Origin of the sequence: Bacteroides mediterraneensis (assembly GCF_900128455.1) — a bacterium.
In the GTDB taxonomy this organism is placed as follows: domain Bacteria; phylum Bacteroidota; class Bacteroidia; order Bacteroidales; family Bacteroidaceae; genus Phocaeicola; species Phocaeicola mediterraneensis.
On sequence record NZ_LT635783.1, the window covers coordinates 2,550,047 to 2,568,365 of the forward strand.

At 46.0% G+C, this 18,319-nt stretch carries 8 protein-coding genes, 2 tRNA genes and 1 CRISPR repeat array; of the genes, 4 read left to right on the forward strand and 6 right to left on the reverse strand.

Annotated elements, in window-relative coordinates:
- Window positions 1-157 precede the first annotated feature (157 nt).
- From cas9 to cas2, 3 genes are read left to right on the forward strand one after another with little or no spacing between them, the layout of a single operon-like run.
- Complete coding sequence (gene cas9 / locus BQ7480_RS10920) at window positions 158-4,654, forward strand: type II CRISPR RNA-guided endonuclease Cas9 (protein WP_072542875.1); 4,497 nt, start codon at window positions 158-160, stop codon at window positions 4,652-4,654.
- Window positions 4,651-5,577, forward strand: a complete 927-nt coding sequence (gene cas1, locus BQ7480_RS10925; RefSeq protein ID WP_072542876.1) for a type II CRISPR-associated endonuclease Cas1 — start codon at window positions 4,651-4,653, stop codon at window positions 5,575-5,577. The genes cas9 and cas1 overlap by 4 nt, the downstream gene beginning before the upstream one ends.
- Window positions 5,577-5,909, forward strand: coding sequence for a CRISPR-associated endonuclease Cas2 (cas2, locus tag BQ7480_RS10930; protein ID WP_072542877.1), 333 nt, complete (start codon window positions 5,577-5,579; stop codon window positions 5,907-5,909). The genes cas1 and cas2 overlap by 1 nt, the downstream gene beginning before the upstream one ends.
- Window positions 5,910-6,017: 108 nt before the next feature.
- A CRISPR array of direct repeats spans window positions 6,018-6,832; the repeat unit is 47 nt; unit sequence GTTGTCTCCAATGATTCAAAGATACTAAAATGAAAGCAAATCACAAC.
- Window positions 6,833-6,934: 102 nt separating this feature from the next.
- On the opposite strand, the gene BQ7480_RS10935 is transcribed toward cas2, so the two are convergent.
- From BQ7480_RS10935 to BQ7480_RS10965, 6 genes are all read right to left on the reverse strand, one after another.
- Entirely contained in the window at window positions 6,935-8,113 is a 1,179-nt protein-coding gene (locus BQ7480_RS10935) for a BT_3987 domain-containing protein (protein ID WP_072542878.1), read from the reverse strand.
- Window positions 8,114-8,123: 10 nt separating this feature from the next.
- Complete coding sequence (locus BQ7480_RS10940) at window positions 8,124-9,227, reverse strand: endo-beta-N-acetylglucosaminidase family protein (RefSeq protein ID WP_072542879.1); 1,104 nt, start codon at window positions 9,225-9,227, stop codon at window positions 8,124-8,126.
- A gap of 36 nt (window positions 9,228-9,263) precedes the next feature.
- Complete coding sequence (locus BQ7480_RS10945) at window positions 9,264-10,874, reverse strand: SusD/RagB family nutrient-binding outer membrane lipoprotein (RefSeq protein ID WP_072542880.1); 1,611 nt, start codon at window positions 10,872-10,874, stop codon at window positions 9,264-9,266.
- Between the two features lie 24 nt (window positions 10,875-10,898).
- Window positions 10,899-13,985: a SusC/RagA family TonB-linked outer membrane protein gene (locus BQ7480_RS10950; RefSeq protein WP_083581803.1), complete on the reverse strand. Its 3,087-nt coding sequence runs from the start codon at window positions 13,983-13,985 to the stop codon at window positions 10,899-10,901.
- A gap of 581 nt (window positions 13,986-14,566) precedes the next feature.
- Window positions 14,567-14,640: transfer RNA gene (locus BQ7480_RS10960), tRNA-Arg, on the reverse strand.
- Window positions 14,641-14,667: 27 nt separating this feature from the next.
- Window positions 14,668-14,741 (reverse strand) — tRNA-Arg (locus BQ7480_RS10965).
- Window positions 14,742-15,078: 337 nt separating this feature from the next.
- Here BQ7480_RS10965 and BQ7480_RS10970 point away from each other — a divergent pair.
- Window positions 15,079-18,306: a UvrD-helicase domain-containing protein gene (locus BQ7480_RS10970; protein WP_072542882.1), complete on the forward strand. Its 3,228-nt coding sequence runs from the start codon at window positions 15,079-15,081 to the stop codon at window positions 18,304-18,306.
- Window positions 18,307-18,319: the final 13 nt, after the last annotated feature.

An 18,319-nucleotide genomic window follows, 5' to 3' on the forward strand; every position in this document is an offset into this window, starting at 1 on the left:
GACGATGGGCAAGAGCCTAAATGTTTTCACAACGGAATAATCCTTATTGTGATTTGCTTCATTTTAGTATAACAAAGCTAGGAAGAAAAAACGGGAGAAACAAACATTTCTCATAAAAAGTTAGTAGCTTTGAAAAACAACCCAATAAACCAAAGTTATGAAGCACATTTTAGGATTAGATTTAGGAACCAACAGCATAGGATGGGCAGTTATTAATGCCACAACTGATGAAAACACTCAAAAAGAACAACTCATAGGAATCAACGCGGCAGGCAGCAGAATTATTCCTATGGATGCCGCCCAATTAGGAGATTTCAATAAAGGAAATACCGTTTCACAAACAGCTAACCGCACACAATACCGCAATACCCGACGATTATATGAACGGAAAAAGCTTCGCCGGGAAAGACTACACCGCGTATTGCAACTATTAGGGTTCCTCCCACCCCTTTACGCTGCTCAATTAGACCGATATGGAAAATTTATAGCTAATTCAGAGCCAAAGCTAGCTTGGGAAAAAGGAGCAAACCATTTACCACACTTTATCTTTCAAAAATCTTTTCAAGAAATGCTGAAAGACTTTTCACAAAAAGATGGAAGTGCTAAAAAGGTACCTTACGACTGGACTTTATTCTACCTACGCAAAAAAGCCCTTACACAAAAAATAGAGAAAGAAGAACTGGCTTGGATTCTTCTAAATTTCAACCAAAAAAGAGGATACTACCAACTACGGGAAGAAGAAGCCGAAAAGCCCGCACCTAAAACAAGGCAATATTTTGACAATCAAATTATAACAGAAATCGTTGATACTGGAGAAATTTATAAAGGATTAAAAATCTTTATCCTCACTTTAGCAAATGGAGAAAAAGGTAAATGGTTTGGGAAAAACATGCCCGACTGGAAAGGGCAAAAGAAAGATATCATAGTAAGCATAGATTTGGATAAAAATGGAAATGACAAATGTGATGAAAATGGAGAGCTCACCCGCCGTTTTAAAATTCCCACTGAGAAGGAATGGGAAGAACAATGGGGACTTGTCAAAGCTAAAACCGAAAAAGAGCTGAACGTTTCAGGAAAGAAAGTTGGTACTTATATTTACGATACATTATTACAAGCACCCGACCAAAAAATTCGAGGAAAACTGATTCGCACCATCGAACGTAAGTATTACAAGGAAGAACTCTATCAAATACTAACGACACAAGAAAAGTTCCACCCCGAACTACAGGACAAAAACTTGTTGCAAGCCTGCATTGAAGAGTTGTATCCCAGCAACGAAGCACATCGCAATACAATTTCTAAATATAGTATGTCCAAATTGCTCGTTGAGGATGTCATATTCTATCAACGTCCACTGAAAAGCAAGAAATCACTCATCAGCGACTGCCCGTATGAGGAGCATACTTATGTAGATAAGGAAACCGGAGAAATCCATACCGTCCCGGTGAAATGTATTGCCAAATCTCATCCCCTCTTCCAGGAATTCCGTCTTTGGCAGTTCCTGTCCAATTTGAGAATCTATCAAAAAGAAGGGACCCTCAATGGAAAGTTCACCACAGACATAGATGTAACTAATGAATTTCTGAAAAATGCAGACGATTATGTGAATCTTTTTGATTGGCTCAACCAAAAGAAAGAAATCAAACAAGATGCGTTTCTCAAATATCCAGCATTTGGATTAAAGAAAAATGTGGCAAACTATCGCTGGAATTACGTGGAAGATAAAACATATCCCTGCAATGAGATACATTCCAGAATACTATTCTATTGGGGAAAAGCAGGTATAGACCAATCGCTTCTGACTACCGATATGGAAGAAAAACTTTGGCATATTTTATATTCCATTTCAGATAAAGAAGAGCTCCGGCAAGCATTGCTACATTTTGCTGATAAAAACAAGTTGGGAAATAAGTTTGCAGATGTTTTCCAACAAATACCACCATTCAAAAAAGACTATGGCTCCTATTCTGCCAAAGCCCTCAAAAAACTGCTTCCTCTCATGCGAATGGGAAAATACTGGCATCCAGAATCAATAGATAACGCAACCCTCACCCGCATCCATCAAATTCTGAACGGAGAAATGGACGAAGCAACCGCACACAGAATAAAAGAAAAGACTATCCATTTAGATAGCCTCTCTTCATTCCAGGGACTACCTTCATGGTTAGCATGCTATATTGTATATAACCGACACTCTGAAATAAAAGACATTACGAAATGGCAGCAACCTTCAGATATTGATGCTTACTTACAATCATTCAAGCAACATTCACTGCATAATCCTATCGTGGAGCAGATTATAATGGAAACTTTACGTACTGTACGCGATATATGGAAACAAATAGGCCATATCGATGAAATTCATGTCGAATTGGGACGTGAAATGAAGAATCCTGCGGACAAACGCAAAAGACTCACCCAGCAAATACAAGAAAACGAAAATACCAATCTGCGTATCAAGACACTTCTCACTGAGTTTGCAAAGCCGGAATTTGAAATCGAGAATGTACGTCCCCACTCTCCCAATCAACAGGATTTATTACGCATATATGAAGAAGAAGTCTTACACGAAGAAGCTAAAAATATGCCGGAAGATATAGCCACTATCCTGAAAAAGTTTAATGAAACTGATGCAAAAAAACGCCCCTCTACTTCTGATGTATTACGCTACAAATGCTGGCTGGAACAGAAATATCGCTCACCTTATACGGGAGCCATGATTCCATTGGGAAAACTGTTTACTCCTGCCTACGAAATTGAACATATTATCCCACAATCTCGCTACTTTGATGATTCATTCACAAACAAAGTTATTTGTGAAGCAGAGGTCAACAAGCTCAAAGGAAATATGCTAGGCTATGAGTTCATAAAGAACAACTCAGGGAAAATAGTTGAATTAGGCTTCGGACAAAAAGTAAAAATACAAACCGTGGAGGCCTATGAATTGTTTGTAAAAGAACACTACTCATACAACCCGGTCAAGATGAAGAAACTGTTGATGGAAGATATTCCTGAACAGTTTATCCAACGGCAGTTAAACGACAGTCGTTACATCAGCAAGTTTATCAAATCATTATTGTCGAATATTGTTCGTGAAGAAGAATCTGAGGCCACTTCCAAAAATATCATTGTTTGTACCGGGGGTGTTACCGACCGTCTGAAAAAAGACTGGGGAATTAATGATATATGGAATAAAATTATTCTGCCTCGTTTCTTGCGGTTAAATGAAATTACAAACAGCGACCACTTCACCACAACCAACACCCACAATAAGATAATCCCCACCATGCCCTTAGCATTACAAAAGGGATTCAACAAAAAACGTATTGACCATCGTCATCACGCCATGGATGCCATTGTCATAGCCTGTGCAAATCGGAATATAGTTAATTATCTGAACAATGAATCAGCCAGCAAAAATGCAAAAATCTCACGCCTGGACCTGCGTCAGATTTTATGTAAAAAGACAAAAACCGATGCTTCAGGAAATTATCAATGGATAATAAACAAACCGTGGGAAACATTTACCCAAGATGTTTATGCAACTCTGGCGAATATTATTGTCAGTTTCAAGCAAAATTTACGTATCATCAATAAAACGACTAATCACTATTTCCGCTATCAAAATGGGAAAAAGGTACAATGTGCGCAAGAAACAGGAGATAGCTGGGCTATCCGTAAACCCATGCACAAAGAGACTGTATATGGAGAGATTAATTTACGCAAAATAACCACCGTCTCTCTAAAAGCCGCGCTAGAAAATCCACAAAGGATTGTAGAAAAAGATTTAAAGAAAAGAATAAAAGAATTATTGCAACAAGGATTTAACGAAAAGCAAATAAAAAAATATTTTGAGGAAAATAAAGATACTTGGCAGGATGTAAACCTGAAGAAAATCCAATTCTATTCTTTCACAAAAGAGGGAAAAGAACGTTTCTTTGCAAGCCGCGAATCCCTAGATACAAGTTTCAATAACAAGAAAATTGAAGAAAAAGTTGCGGATACAGGAATACAACAAATTCTATTACATCATCTAGAGCAAAATAATAACGATCCAAACCAAGCATTTTCCCCTGAAGGCATTGAATGGATGAACAAAAACATTATATCCTTAAATAATGGCAAATGGCATCAACCAATATATAAAGTGCGGACATACGAACAAGCTGAAAAGTTTACAGTAGGACAAACGGGTAACAAATCAGAAAAGTTCGTAGAAGCTGCTAAAGGTACAAACTTATTTTTTGCCATATACGAAACAGAGCACAAACGCAGTTTCGCCTCTGTTTCATTAAATGTGGTCATTGAACGGCTGAAAAAAGGATTGTCACCGGCTCCTGAAGACAGTAAAGGAAATCTGCCTAAATATGTTTTGTCTCCTAATGATTTAGTATATGTTCCAACTCAAGAGGAAATAAAATGTGGGCACATCAATCAACCAATACAAAAAGACAGGATTTACAAGATGGTAAGTTGTACAGAGGGGGAATGTCATTTCATACCATACTTTGTAGCAAATCCCATAATTCAGACTATTGAACTCGGGAGTAATAACAAAGCACAAAAATCTTGGCAAAATGAAATGATAAAAGAAATATGCATTCCCATTAAAATAGACAGGCTAGGAAATATAACTTCATCAATTAGCTTATGATAAAAAAAACATTGTATTTTGGAAATCCGGCATACCTATCCTTACGAAATGCCCAACTTGTCATAAAATTACCGGAAGTGGAGAAAAACGCTTCACTTCCGGAAACCATGAAGCGCCAATCTGAAATCACACGACCGATTGAAGATATAGGAGTAGTGGTATTGGACAATAAACAAATCACAATCACTTCTGGAGCTATTGAAGCCCTACTCGAAAACAATTGTGCCCTTATCACCTGTGATAGCAAGAGTATGCCCGTAGGGTTAATGCTTCCCCTCTATGGGAATACTACTCAAAACGAACGCTTCCGAAAGCAACTGGATGCTTCTCTTCCTTTAAAGAAACAGCTATGGCAACAAACCATCCAATCCAAAATTAATAACCAGGCAGCTGTCCTAACCTCATGCATAAAAGAAGACATCAAATGCATGCGAATATGGGCTAATGATGTCCGTAGTGGAGACCCAGATAACCTTGAAGCCCGGGCCGCAGCCTTTTACTGGAAAACACTGTTTCACGACATTAAAGAATTTACAAGAGAACGGGAAGGCCTTCCTCCCAATAATCTTTTGAACTATGGTTATGCCATTCTCCGTGCAGTGATTGCACGAAGTCTTGTAACAAGTGGTTTATTGCCTACATTAGGGATTCACCATCATAACCGATATAACGCCTATTGCTTAGCTGATGACATCATGGAACCCTATCGACCGTTTGTAGACCAGATTGTCTATACCTTATACGCTAAAAATACTCTGGAACTTACTAAAGAAGCAAAAGCGACCTTATTATCTATCCCCACCATAGAGGTCAGAATCAACGGGAAAAGAAGTCCTTTAATGGTAGCAGCAGGTCAGACTACAGCTTCTTTATACAAATGTTTTTCTGGAGAAATACGTAAAATCATCTATCCAGAATTATAATGGACCGTTTCAGTGAATACAGAGTTATGTGGATTCTAGTTCTTTTTGATTTACCAACCGAAACAAAGAAAGATAAAAAAGCCTATACAGACTTTCGCAAGAATCTACAAAAAGATGGATTCACCATGTTTCAATTTTCCATCTATGTACGTCACTGCGCCAGTAGTGAAAATGCAGCCGTTCATATAAAAAGAGTTAAATCTTTCCTTCCAGAACATGGACAAGTAGGAATCCTATGCATTACAGACAAACAATTTGGTGAAATCGAACTCTTTTATGGGAAAAAAGCCAGTGGGGTAAAAACGCCAGGTCAACAATTAGAACTCTTTTAAAATAATAAATCCCATATTAAATATGGGATTTATTATTTAAGAAACAACAAATTCTTTTTTCTAAAGATCATCCTAAACCACTGATAAACAGCGAATAACCACAATCGTGTTGTCTCCAATGATTCAAAGATACTAAAATGAAAGCAAATCACAACAGTTCTTGTGGAGATACAAACAGTTGCCAGTTGTCTCCAATGATTCAAAGATACTAAAATGAAAGCAAATCACAACAACAACGGTTTTGCTAAATGGGGCGGCTTGGTTGTCTCCAATGATTCAAAGATACTAAAATGAAAGCAAATCACAACCAAATTCATCCTCTTCTAATTTTGTAATAGTTGTCTCCAATGATTCAAAGATACTAAAATGAAAGCAAATCACAACACCTGATCCACCATCTTTTCCGACAAATCGGTTGTCTCCAATGATTCAAAGATACTAAAATGAAAGCAAATCACAACCCGAATTGTAATCTGACTTCAGATAGAATTGTTGTCTCCAATGATTCAAAGATACTAAAATGAAAGCAAATCACAACATTTATCGTTATACACATTCTCCATCTCCCGTTGTCTCCAATGATTCAAAGATACTAAAATGAAAGCAAATCACAACTGCGCCGTTCCACTTCCGGCCAGGGAGTTAGTTGTCTCCAATGATTCAAAGATACTAAAATGAAAGCAAATCACAACAAGTTCCTGAAAGTGCTTTCTTGCCATCTCGTTGTCTCCAATGATTCAAAGATACTAAAATGAAAGCAAATCACAACAAAACAAGACAAAGTGATTTCGCGTGATTCGTTGTCTCCAATGATTCAAAGATACTAAAATGAAAGCAAATCACAACGAGATGTTGAACATCTTGCAGACCTGCGAAGTTGTCTCCAATGATTCAAAGATACTAAAATGGAAACAAAAAATCTACATAAATCTAGGGCTACGTTCCTCTTTCCTCACAAAAACCGCACAAAAAAAGGCCGCCATCTCCCGAAGGAAATGACAGCCTTTCGTAATCAAAATCTAAAACTAATCAACAAGCGGGAAGACAAAGCCCTTGCCGCCATTATCGTCAAACTTGGCTCCGGAAGGGAACTTCAGATGCTTGGCATTGTTGCTCCAGTCCCAAAGCATGGTTTCATCGTCTGTAATTTCGCCGGTGTCCTTATCACGCTTCTTACCGTTCAACGGATAATACAACACCAGATTCTCGTCACTTCCGTCTACCATCTTCCACATGAACTGCTTCAGCTGCTGCGGTGTGCGGGCCGTTTTCCAGAAACGTACCTCACGCACCAGCTCATTGGCACCGCCAATCCAGAAACCGACCAGACCGTAAGGACCTGTCCGGATTTCACGCTCTGCCACCAGCTCTCCGTTCACATATACATAGTTCTTTTTTCCGTCGTACACGAACGAAAGCATGTACCATGTGTCGGGCTGTGCCGTAAACACATCGGCAGGCACGTCAATCTGAGAGTTACCGGTCTTTATCTGCAACTGGTTCGGACGGATGGTCACGTCGCCGAAACGAGGATAAATCTCGTCAAGAGCTCCGGAACCAGGTACCAGCTTGGTTCCACAGATGGAACGGTTATTGTATGCGTAAGCACTACGGTTCACCATCACTTCCATGGTCCACTGGTCTACCTTGAAATCGGCCGGGAACATTTCCTTGTCCTCGCTACCATAACCGTGCATGCGCAGGCATTTGGTATTGATACGCTGCTCCAGCACAATCAGCGACTCAGCCTCTCCGGAGATGACCGGCACCGTACCGCCACTCAGTTTCACGGGCAACGCATAGCTTCCCTGCAAAGAAAACTTCACATTTTTCAGCTTCACAGGCAAGAACTGGGAAGTCTGCTTCGAATCGAACACGACTTCCTTGCTCACCTCATACATTTCAGGGGGAAGCATCAGGTAAGTGGTACCGTGCTTCTTGTTATATGCTTCCAGCTGTGAGGCGTTACCGACTTCCACCGATACCGTTCTGGAGGTCTGTTCCTGCTGTACCAAGGCTACGGTGATGGACTTCACATCGACTTCCTGTCCTTCTTCCACAAAGACCTGCGACGATTCTCCGCCTTTGATATAGGCTCCCTGCGATGCCTGGTATTCGCTGGCCGCATCTTTATATAATTCATTCTGGCAGGAGCTGACCAGCAAACTGCCGGCCAAAACTCCGAAATACAATATTTTCTTCATAATTCAATTTTTATTCAAACTTACCCGGATAAACTACATTTCCCAAATACAAGGCTTCCTTCAGCCACTTATAAGGAGGATCATTGGCAAAATCATATTCCATGTGGTAGGTACCGATTCCTCCGATACGCTTTCCGCCAGGGAGGTCGAGGGTAGCATAGTCAAATATCTGACGGCCTTCCGGATAGGCATTGATTTCCGGACGGATACTCGTATAACCTGCCACTCCACCGGTCCGCCAGCCTTGTTCAAACTCCACGGTAATGATGGTCTTACGTTCCCAGTCCTCCAAATGTGTCTGCCGTATTTTGCTTATCACATATTCCGTACGAGATTCCCAATATGCTTGGTAGATATAGTGATCGATATACTTGGAAGCTTCCGTAGAAAGTTTCTCCGGCTGCCCGTCCATCACCAGCAATCTTCCGGCAGGACGCAAACGGTCGGAAAGAGTCTTGATGAACACAAACATCTGGGTATTTCCAGACTTCTCATCAATTCGAACAGAATTAGCCATGTTACCGGAATGGCCATAATTAGGTTCATAGTCAATGTCGAAACCGTCCAGATTATACTTCTCGATAGTGTCGCAAATGGCATTGGCGTATGCTTTCACACCTTCCATAAAGTTACCTTTTCCTTTTTCCTGAACCCAATACTGCTGAGGATCCTTTCCCGGAGGAGTCATCTGGTCACCCAGACTTTGCACAATCCAGCACAGAAGGGCTTTTCCGCCTTTCACTTCCTGGAAGAACTTCAGGTCTTTCTTCTGTTCTTCCGAAAGATTGCCACGGGTTCCCCACAGGGACACAAAGTCCACACTGTCGGGCAACATTTTCAGGTAGTTCTGTGCATTGCTGCCTCTTCCGGTCCAGTTTCCGAACCATCCGAATCCTTTCACGTGAGGGGTCTTGCGATATTCCCGGAGTTTGGCAAAATATTCCCGCATGGTAGGTGTCAGGTCGGCTTCCGATTCTGCTTCCAGCAGCGGTATGTATTTTTCCAGCCCCTGCTGGTTTTCGAATACTTCTCTTTCGGGTATGTTCCAATCGGAGCAACCCACGAACCCTGCCACTACCAGCAAGGCTCCGATATATTTCATGATACTTTTCATCTCTTGGTGTGTTTAAACATTTTAGCAGATTAATCTTTATTTCGGTTGTTTAGGACGGTTGTCGCGCACCCACCACAGTTTGGTCGCTCCCTGGTCGTCTCCACCCAACAGGGTAGGCACCTCCGACATGTTGGGGTTCGTACCGTATTCTGCCGGAGCAAAGCGGAAACGTTCGGGTGTCAAGGCATCTTCCGGAGCACCGATACTTGCATAGGCTTTGTCATGAGCAGGCTTGAGCAGGTAAGGATAACCCGTACGGCGGTATTCTGTCCATGCTTCCACGGCATTAGGATAAAGTGCCAGGTACTTCTGTGTGATAATTTTCTGTAACTTCACTTCTTCCGTGTCCTTATCGTTCCATTTCGGAGAAACATTTCCTGTGGAAAGTACACAAGCATACTGGTAATTGTAACGCAAAGAATAAGCTCTGATATCTAAAGGAAGTTCCGTACTTTGCAAATAAGCAGCAACCCCGCTCACTCCATTTTCTTCAAACGATTTCGTCACACCTTCTTCGTACAATTCCCTCGGATTACCACTTGTAAGTTGATAAAGCGCTGCTTCCGCTTTCAGGAAAGAAACTTCCGATGCACGTAACCAGAACAAAGGAGAGGCCGCACTTACCTTGGGCTTAGAGGCCCCTGCTTTAGCTCGCTCATTCAACGGATTGTTGTTTGTAGGAGGAAGAGCAACAAAACTGTTACCTGAAACAGCCACAAAATTAGCTGTCAGACGCGGATCATCATATCCCTGCATGTAAGCCCAGATAGTGGCTCCCATACGACATTCTCCGTAATCTTCCACCGTAGGCAGCATGGAGTTCATCAGCGGCAGTTTGTCGGTGCTCTGAATCTTGGCTTCCTGTGCCATGTTCTCGATGACACCTCCATGTGAAGGATCCAAAGCATACGTCACATATTCCTTTGCCAGTTCCATGTCCTTGAAGTGGACACGTACCGCCATACGCAGCATCAGTGAATTGGCCAGACGGGTCCAGTTCTGCGGATTACCGTCATAAATCACGTCATAAGAGGAAAGAACCTTTGTAGCCGTACCTCCCAACACTTGAGAAGCCTCTTTCAGGTCGGCCAGCATGGCCTTGTACACTTTATCCTGAGCGTCCAGCTTGGGGGCAATGTCACCGTTGCCGGCATTGGTATACACAATCGGTCCGAACACGTCGGTGGCACGGAGCCACCCCATCACCTTGACGATATTGGCCACGGCCTGCACTTCCTTGTCGGCCGGCTCTTCGGACTCCTTCGTATGCTTGTAAATATCGTTCCACGCACGGAACAGCTTCGAATAGAAATTCTGGTAGGCGTAACTCATACGGCCATCCGTAAAATTCCAGGTCGACTCCGTGTTGAAGTTCCAGTTGTTGTTCATACCCCAATAGCCGATGTAGTTTCCAGCCGACATGATATCCGTGTTGGCCAGGTCGTTACCCGGTCCGGTCGATTCCGTAGGAGAACCGATGGGAATCACCAGTTTCTGCATATCCAGGAAAGGGGCTCCATACAGCAGTCCGCCCTGTTTCATTTCTTCTTCTGTCACCCCGTAGATATTCGTATTGATCTTCTCATAATTGCAAGAAGCCAGTGCCAATACAGATAATGCGGGTATCAAATATTTTCTTATCTTCATATTGTTTCGGTTTTTCTTGAGTTGTTAGAATCCAAATTTAAGGCTCACTCCATAAGTCCGCTGGCTGGGCAGCATGAAATAGTCATATCCCTGTCCGAACGTACCGGTCGAAGCCGTCAGTTCCGGGTCGAATGGAGCTTTGTTGTAAATCATCCAAAGGTTCGTACCGTAAACGGAAAGGCTGACATTGTGGAACGAGGTGCCCTTGAACCAGGAATTGGGGAACGTGTAGCCCAGACTGGCTTCCTGAAGACGGACATTCGTTGCCGAATACACATTGTAGGCATCCAGATTGACGATGGATTCGTAATAATCCTTTGGCCGTACCGGGACGTTGCCCACCATCACCTGTCCGGCATCACGGGCATCTGCCGAAGCCTGCGATACACCAAACTGGTCGAGCACGGCCTGTGTCTTCGAAATGACGATACCACCCAGACGGGCTGTCACCAGGAAGTTCAGGTTGAAGCCCTTGTAAGAGAAGCCGTTTCTCCAGCCCAGGTTCCACTTGGCGTTGACGCTTCCCAGCTTGTAAGGCTCGGTCGATTCGGTGGTAATGGTCTGTCCTTCGTTATACACGATATAACCGTCCTGGTCGCGTTTCAGGCGTTCTTCGGCATAGATGGTACCGATTTCTCCTCCTTCGCGCAGGCGGAAACGTCCCACCTTGATGTCGCTCAGGTCAAGGGTTTCTCCGGTCACCGGATTCTTCACGTCCGAAGCCAGCTCGATAATCTTGTTGCGGTTGGCCGTGGCCGTCAGCGAGGTGCTGTAAGAGAAGTCACCGAATGTCTGGTCGTAACCCAAAGTCAGCTCGATACCACGGTTTTCCACGTTACCGGCCTGTACGAACATGTAGTCATAACCCGAAGTTTCCGACAGTTTGGCCTGCAACAGCTGGTCGTAGGTGTTCGACTTATACAAGGTCACTCCCAACGAAACAGTGTTGTTCAACCACTTGGAGTCGATACCGATTTCATACGAGCGGGTTCTTTCGGGTTTCAGCTCCGGAAGCGGATAGTATTTGAACGGTTTGATAACCCCTCCTTCAATGGAGTGCGTAATCGTACCGGGAGTCAGTCCGGTATACGGAATCGGTGAACCTACTTCAGTATAAGAAGCGCGTACCTTCAGGAAGCCCAGCACCGGAGAAATGGACTGGCGCAGGTTGTCCGACAACAAGTCCGTCACAATGGCCGACAGACCGACTGACGGATAGAAAATCCATGGCGACTTGCTGTTGACCAGCTGCGAAGGTTTGTCGGCACGTCCTGTCAGCGTGAGGTACACTGCCGATTTCCAGGAGATTTCTGCCGAACCGAACACACCGATGTTCATCTTCCGGCTGTCTCCTCCCGTCTGTGAAGGCACTCCGGTAGAAGGGTCGATGTTGTCGTAAGCAAACTTGTTGGGGATGAGCAGCAGCTGTCCGCCGTAGCCTCTTCCCTTCGTATCATATTCCTCATAAGAAGCACCCACGTTGACGTTGGCAAAGAAATCGTTGGCAAAAGGCTTGGACAAATTGGCCATCACGTCGGCATACTTCTGACGGAAAGTTTCATTGGAATAGATATAACGTCCCAAAGGTTTGGCAAACGTACCGTGAGTAGAAGCGTAACGCTTGTCCTCTCTTTCGGTATAGGTGTTGTCCAGACGACCGCGGGCAGTCACGTTCAGGTAATCCGTAATGTCGTATTTCAATGAAGCATAGAGCATGTAGCGGTCTTTCACTTCCGGACGGATGTTACGGTAAGCCACCCAGTAGGGATTCTGTACCGCCATACCGAAATCGCCCGGTGCCCACGACTGCACGTTGTAGCCCAACTCCGCATCGTAGCGTTCAAAATATTTCTCCTTGCTGAAATCCTCTCCGCGCGGATACAGATACGCACCCAGAATCGGGTTGAAATAAGTACCGTAAGACAGCATGTTGTTGGCGTATTCACGCACATAGCTGGCAGACACGTCCATGGTCAGCTTGTCGTTAAAGAACTTGGTGGTGTTCCGCACCATGGCATTGTAACGATGGTATTTGTTGTTCGGCACAATGCCCTTCGCATTGACCGCCGAGCCCGACACATAGGTCTGGTTCTTGTCGTTGCCCACCGACAGGTTGAACGAGTTGGTAAAGGTGGTTCCTGTATTGAAGAAATCGGCCGGATTGTAAGAAGAAGGCATCGCCAGTTTCTCACCCCAGGAAGCGGCCTCCCCGCTCACATTACCATACGTATTCTGGAATTTCGGCAGCACAAAGGCTTTCGAAAACTCTGCCGAAGAAGACACATTGACATTCACTTTGCCGGCGGCTCCTTTCTTGGTGGTAATCAGAATGACTCCATTGGCCGCACTGGCTCCGTAGAGGGCGGCAGCCGAAGGACCGGTCAGCACCGACAGGCTCTCAATGTCTTCGGGGTTGAAGCTGGCAATACCTTCACCCGACGTACGTCCCGAGCCGAAACCTGTTCCGTCGCCCGAGCGGTCGGCCTGGTTGCCCATCGGCACACCGTCTATCACATACAACACATTGTTGTCTCCGCTGATGGACTTGTTACCACGCATCACCACGCGCGTGCCTCCACCTACTCCCGAAGCACTGCGCTGGATATTCACACCAGCCACCTTTCCGTTCAGGCTGTTCACGAAGTTAGCATCTTTCACCTTTGTCAGTACGTCGTTTTTCACTTCCTGTACGTTATAGCTCAAGGCTTTCTGGGAACGCTTGATACCCAAAGCAGTCACTACGACCTCATCCAGCAGTTCCGAATCTTCTTTCATCACCAGCACACCCAGTGCCTCCTTCGATGAAACCGTCAGACTCTTATAACCTACGTAGGAAATTTCCAAAGTGGAACCTTCTGTGACCGACAACACGAAATTTCCGTCAATATCGGTAATCGTACCGTTGCTGGTCGCTTTTTCCAGCACGCTCACCCCCACCAGAGGTTCTCCATTCGCGTCTACAACGGTTCCACTGACTGTGATTTTGTTTGTTTGTGCCGTTACTTGCACGGAAGGCTCACCGGCCCCTCTCGGCAAACTGGCGTACGCTGCATTTCCTCCCTGACTAAGCAGCAACAGGAATAGCAGTTGAGTAGCTCTTTCTATTTTCATAGATGATTTAAGAATTGGTTGGACAATTAAATAGTTATCACATTTTTAGGGTTCACAACAGCCGACAAGGCACATCATCCCCAGGCAGGACAACGTCGCATTGGCCAGCAATCAAGAACCGGTTAAAATTCTAGTTTGTTTTTGCTACAAAACGGGTGTGAAAAGTCTGTACAGGTACTTCCTTCTACTGCAGGAACAGTATCAGTCTGCATCTGTCATCTTTGCACTCTTTCTCTACCTTTTTTAAAATAATTTGGAATACAGGCTTATTCCAATATAGCCTTCGATATGATTTTTCTCAATAGTTTAGCTTAAGCTCGTCAGGTTTGTGTCTTCAAAAATAAAATTTCCAGTTTTATCGGGCTGCAAAGATATGCATTTTTTATAAACTACAAACATTTGGGCTAGAATTTTTCTTAAGTCATTTTCTTTAAAGGCAGTCAGGCAGGCCGACCAAGCCGAAAGCAGCCGAGTGTTCCTCCCTATTCTCATGCTTTTAGGTGACTAAGGCTTTAAGGTGACTTGCTAAAAAAGAAAAGAGGAAACCAATGGCATTTCACCGTTTGATTTCCTCTTTTCTGTGATTCCGCTGCGATTCGAACGCAGGACCCACGCCTTAGAAGGGCGTTGCTCTATCCAGCTGAGCTACGGAACCATCCTTACTAATTATGCTACATTCAAGTGATTCCGCTGCGATTCGAACGCAGGACCCACGCCTTAGAAGGGCGTTGCTCTATCCAGCTGAGCTACGGAACCATCCTTAATTGCGGCGCAAAGGTATGCTTTTATTTTGAATTATACAAATTATTCCGGCGTTTTATCTAAAAAACGTTGGTACATTAAGAAGAAAAAGCCCTGAAGTGTTCTACGTTTCCCGCGCGCAGGACGTACGTTTCCCGATGCGGAGCCGTACATTTTCCATACGGGAAACCTACGTTTTCGCCGTGGGAAACATAAAGAGGAACAAGCGGTTTCCGGCTTATCGTCCTTGTCTTCCCTCCTCTTCCTCTGAATAGTTATCGAGCATTTTCTGTGGTTTTTCCACGAAAATTCCGTAAGTTTGTCTGACAAAAACTTAAAAACCACATCACACATGGAACAGCATCCCCAGCTTTTAGTCTACAAGGCGTCTGCCGGTTCCGGCAAGACTTTCACGCTGGCCGTACATTATATAAGACAACTGATTGAAGACCCGTATGCGTACCGGAGGATTCTGGCGGTGACATTCACCAACAAGGCCACGGCGGAAATGAAGGAGCGTATTCTGGAACAGCTGTATGGCATTGCCACAGCCGATGAGGGGTCGGACGGTTACTTGAAGGAAATACAGAAGACCTCGGCCAAGTCGGTCGGGGAAATCCGGGAGGCGGCACGCGAGGCCTTGCGGTACATGATTCATGACTACAGCCGTTTCCGCATCGAAACCATCGACTCGTTTTTCCAGTCGGTGATGCGCAACCTGGCACGGGAACTGGAGCTGGGGGCCAACCTGTCCATTGAGCTGAACAATACGGAGGTGCTGAGCGATGCCGTGGATGCCATGATTGAAAAACTAGACCGCCGCTCGCCGGTGCTCTACTGGCTGCTGGAGTACATCGAGGAACGGATTGCAAACGACCGGCGCTGGGATGTGTCGAAGGACATCAAGAGTTTCGGACAAAACATCTTCGATGAGAACTATATCGAGAAAGGGGAAGGACTGCGCCGGAAACTGGCCGACCCGAAGTTCATCCCGGCGTATCGGGAGGAACTGAAAAACATCCGCGAAGAGGTGCTGGAATTTATGAAGGGATTCAGCGACCAGTTTACGGGACTGCTCGAAATGCACGGGCTGACGCCGACGGACTTGAAAAACGGCTCGCGGGGCATCGGCAGTTATTTCAACAAGCTGGCCAACGGGAAACTGGGCAGCGACATCCGCAATGCGACCGTGGAGAAGTGTCTGGAAAGTGAAGAGAACTGGACCACGAAGACTTCCTCCCATCGCGACGAAATCCGCTCGCTGGCGGCCTCGGAACTGATGCCGTTACTGGAGGAAGCGGAAAACCGGCGTCCGCAGAACAGCTTGCTGCTCAATTCGTGCGACCTCTCGCTACGTTACCTGAACAACCTGCGGCTGCTGGCGCACATCGACGAGGAGGTGCGGTTGCAGAATCAGGCGCACAACCGTTTCCTGTTGTCGGACACCAACGCCCTGCTCCACAGCCTGATTCGGGAAGGCGACGCTTCGTTCGTCTACGAGAAAATCGGCACCACCATCGATACGGTGATGATTGACGAGTTTCAGGATACTTCGCGCATGCAGTGGGAGAATTTCCACCTGCTCTTGCAGGAGAGTCTGGCGCAGAAGGAAGGCAGCCTGATTGTGGGCGACATCAAGCAGAGCATCTACCGCTGGCGAAGCGGAGACTGGAAAATCCTCGCGGGACTGGGGCACGACCGGAGTTTCCGCATCAAGGAATGTACGCTCGACACGAACTGGCGAAGCGAGGCGCGCATCATCCGTTTCAACAACGAATTTTTCACGGCGGCCTGCCAGACGCTGAACCGACGGTATCAGGAGGAACAGGGCACGCCTTGCACGCAGCTGGAACAGGCGTACAGTGACGTGCGGCAACGTTGTGCCAAGAAAGACGAGAAAGGCTTCGTGAAGGTGACTTTCCTGCAGGATTCCAAGGAGCGGCCTTATACGGAGGCCACCTTGCAACAGCTGGCCGAAGAGGTGGAACGGCTCACGGCAACGGGTATCCAGCTCAATGAGATGGCCATTCTGGTACGGAAGAACCGGAGCATCCCCGACATTGCAGCCTATTTCGACGAACATACCCCCTACCGCATCGTCTCGGACGAGGCTTTCCAGCTGAACGCTTCGCTGGCCGTAAACATGCTCATCGACGGACTGCGTTACCTGTCTTCGCCCGACGACCGCATTGCGCTGGCCCGTCTGGCGGTGGCCTATCAGCAGGAAGTGTGGCGAAAGGACATCAGCCTCAACACCGTGCTGCTCGACGACCCCAAGAATTACTTGCCAGCAGCTTTCCAGTTGCAGGCAAACGAACTCCGCTTCATGCCGCTTTACGAGTTGCTGGAAAAGCTCTTCGTGTTGTTCGACATGCAGCGCATCGAGAAACAGGATGCGTATCTCTATGCATTTTATGATGCGGTGACGGAATACATGCAGAACAACTCGTCGGAGCTGACGGCTTTCATCCGTTTCTGGGACGAGAAGCTGAACACGAAAACCATTCCTTCGGGCGAAATCGACGGCATCCGCATCCTGTCCATCCACAAATCGAAGGGTTTGGAATACCACACGGTGCTGCTGCCGTTCTGCGACTGGAAGATGGAGAACGAGACGAACAGCCACCTGATATGGTGCAGCGTGGCGGGCACGGGAAAGGAAACGGATATCCCGCCGTTCAACCGCCTGGACATCGTACCGGTGAACTACTCGAGTGCCATGGCGGAATCGGTGTACCACGACGATTACCTGGAGGAAAAGTTGCAGCTATGGGTGGACAACCTGAACCTGCTTTATGTGGCGTTTACACGTGCCTGCAAGAACCTGATTATTTTTGCGAAGGCGGGTCAGAAAGGTACGGTATCGGAACTGTTGTACGACAGTCTGCCGCTGATGCAGGAAGTGGAACTGCCGCTTGCGCAGGAAGACCCGGAGGATGATGCGGTGGGTGAATACGGGGAGCTCTGCACGGCTCACGACGAGAAGAAGGCGGGTAAATCCAACCGGCTATCCTCGCCCAAGGAGGGAGTTCCCGTGAAGATGGAAAGCATTGAAACGCACATCGAGTTCAAGCAGTCGAACCGTTCGGCCGACTTTATCCAGGGGGATGAGACAGAGGACAGCCGTGGACAGTACATCCGTCAGGGACAGCTGCTGCACCAGGTGTTCGCCCACATCGAAAAGGCGGACGACCTATCGCCTGCTTTGGAACGGTTGAACTTCGAGGGTATCTTCGAATCGGAAAAACAGATGAAACAGGTGAAAGCGCTGGCCCGACGGGCTTTGCAGCATCCGGCTGCCAAGGACTGGTTCAGCGGCACTTGGGAGCTCTACAACGAATGCGCCATTGTGTACACCGACGAGGAGGGACAGATGCAGACGCGCCGCCCCGACCGCGTGATGCGGAAAGACGGGCAGGTGGTCGTGGTGGACTTCAAGTTCGGAAAGAAGAACGAGACCTATCGCACACAGGTGCAGGAATACATGAACCTGCTCACGCAAATGGGCTACACCCACATCCGGGGATTCCTCTGGTATGTGTTTGCCAACGAGCTGGAGGAAGTGACGCTTCCGGCCTGAGTTTATTTTTATT

Excerpts from the sequence above, each read along its gene's own strand:
- BQ7480_RS10950 (WP_083581803.1), bottom strand. The coding sequence starts at position 13,985 with ATGAAAATAGAAAGAGCTACTCAACTGCTATTCCTGTTGCTGCTTAGT.
- cas1 (WP_072542876.1), top strand. The coding sequence starts at position 4,651 with ATGATAAAAAAAACATTGTATTTTGGAAATCCGGCATACCTATCCTTA.
- BQ7480_RS10935 (WP_072542878.1), bottom strand. The coding sequence starts at position 8,113 with ATGAAGAAAATATTGTATTTCGGAGTTTTGGCCGGCAGTTTGCTGGTC.
- BQ7480_RS10940 (WP_072542879.1), bottom strand. The coding sequence starts at position 9,227 with ATGAAAAGTATCATGAAATATATCGGAGCCTTGCTGGTAGTGGCAGGG.
- BQ7480_RS10945 (WP_072542880.1), bottom strand. The coding sequence starts at position 10,874 with ATGAAGATAAGAAAATATTTGATACCCGCATTATCTGTATTGGCACTG.
- cas9 (WP_072542875.1), top strand. The coding sequence starts at position 158 with ATGAAGCACATTTTAGGATTAGATTTAGGAACCAACAGCATAGGATGG.
- cas2 (WP_072542877.1), top strand. The coding sequence starts at position 5,577 with ATGGACCGTTTCAGTGAATACAGAGTTATGTGGATTCTAGTTCTTTTT.
- BQ7480_RS10970 (WP_072542882.1), top strand. The coding sequence starts at position 15,079 with ATGGAACAGCATCCCCAGCTTTTAGTCTACAAGGCGTCTGCCGGTTCC.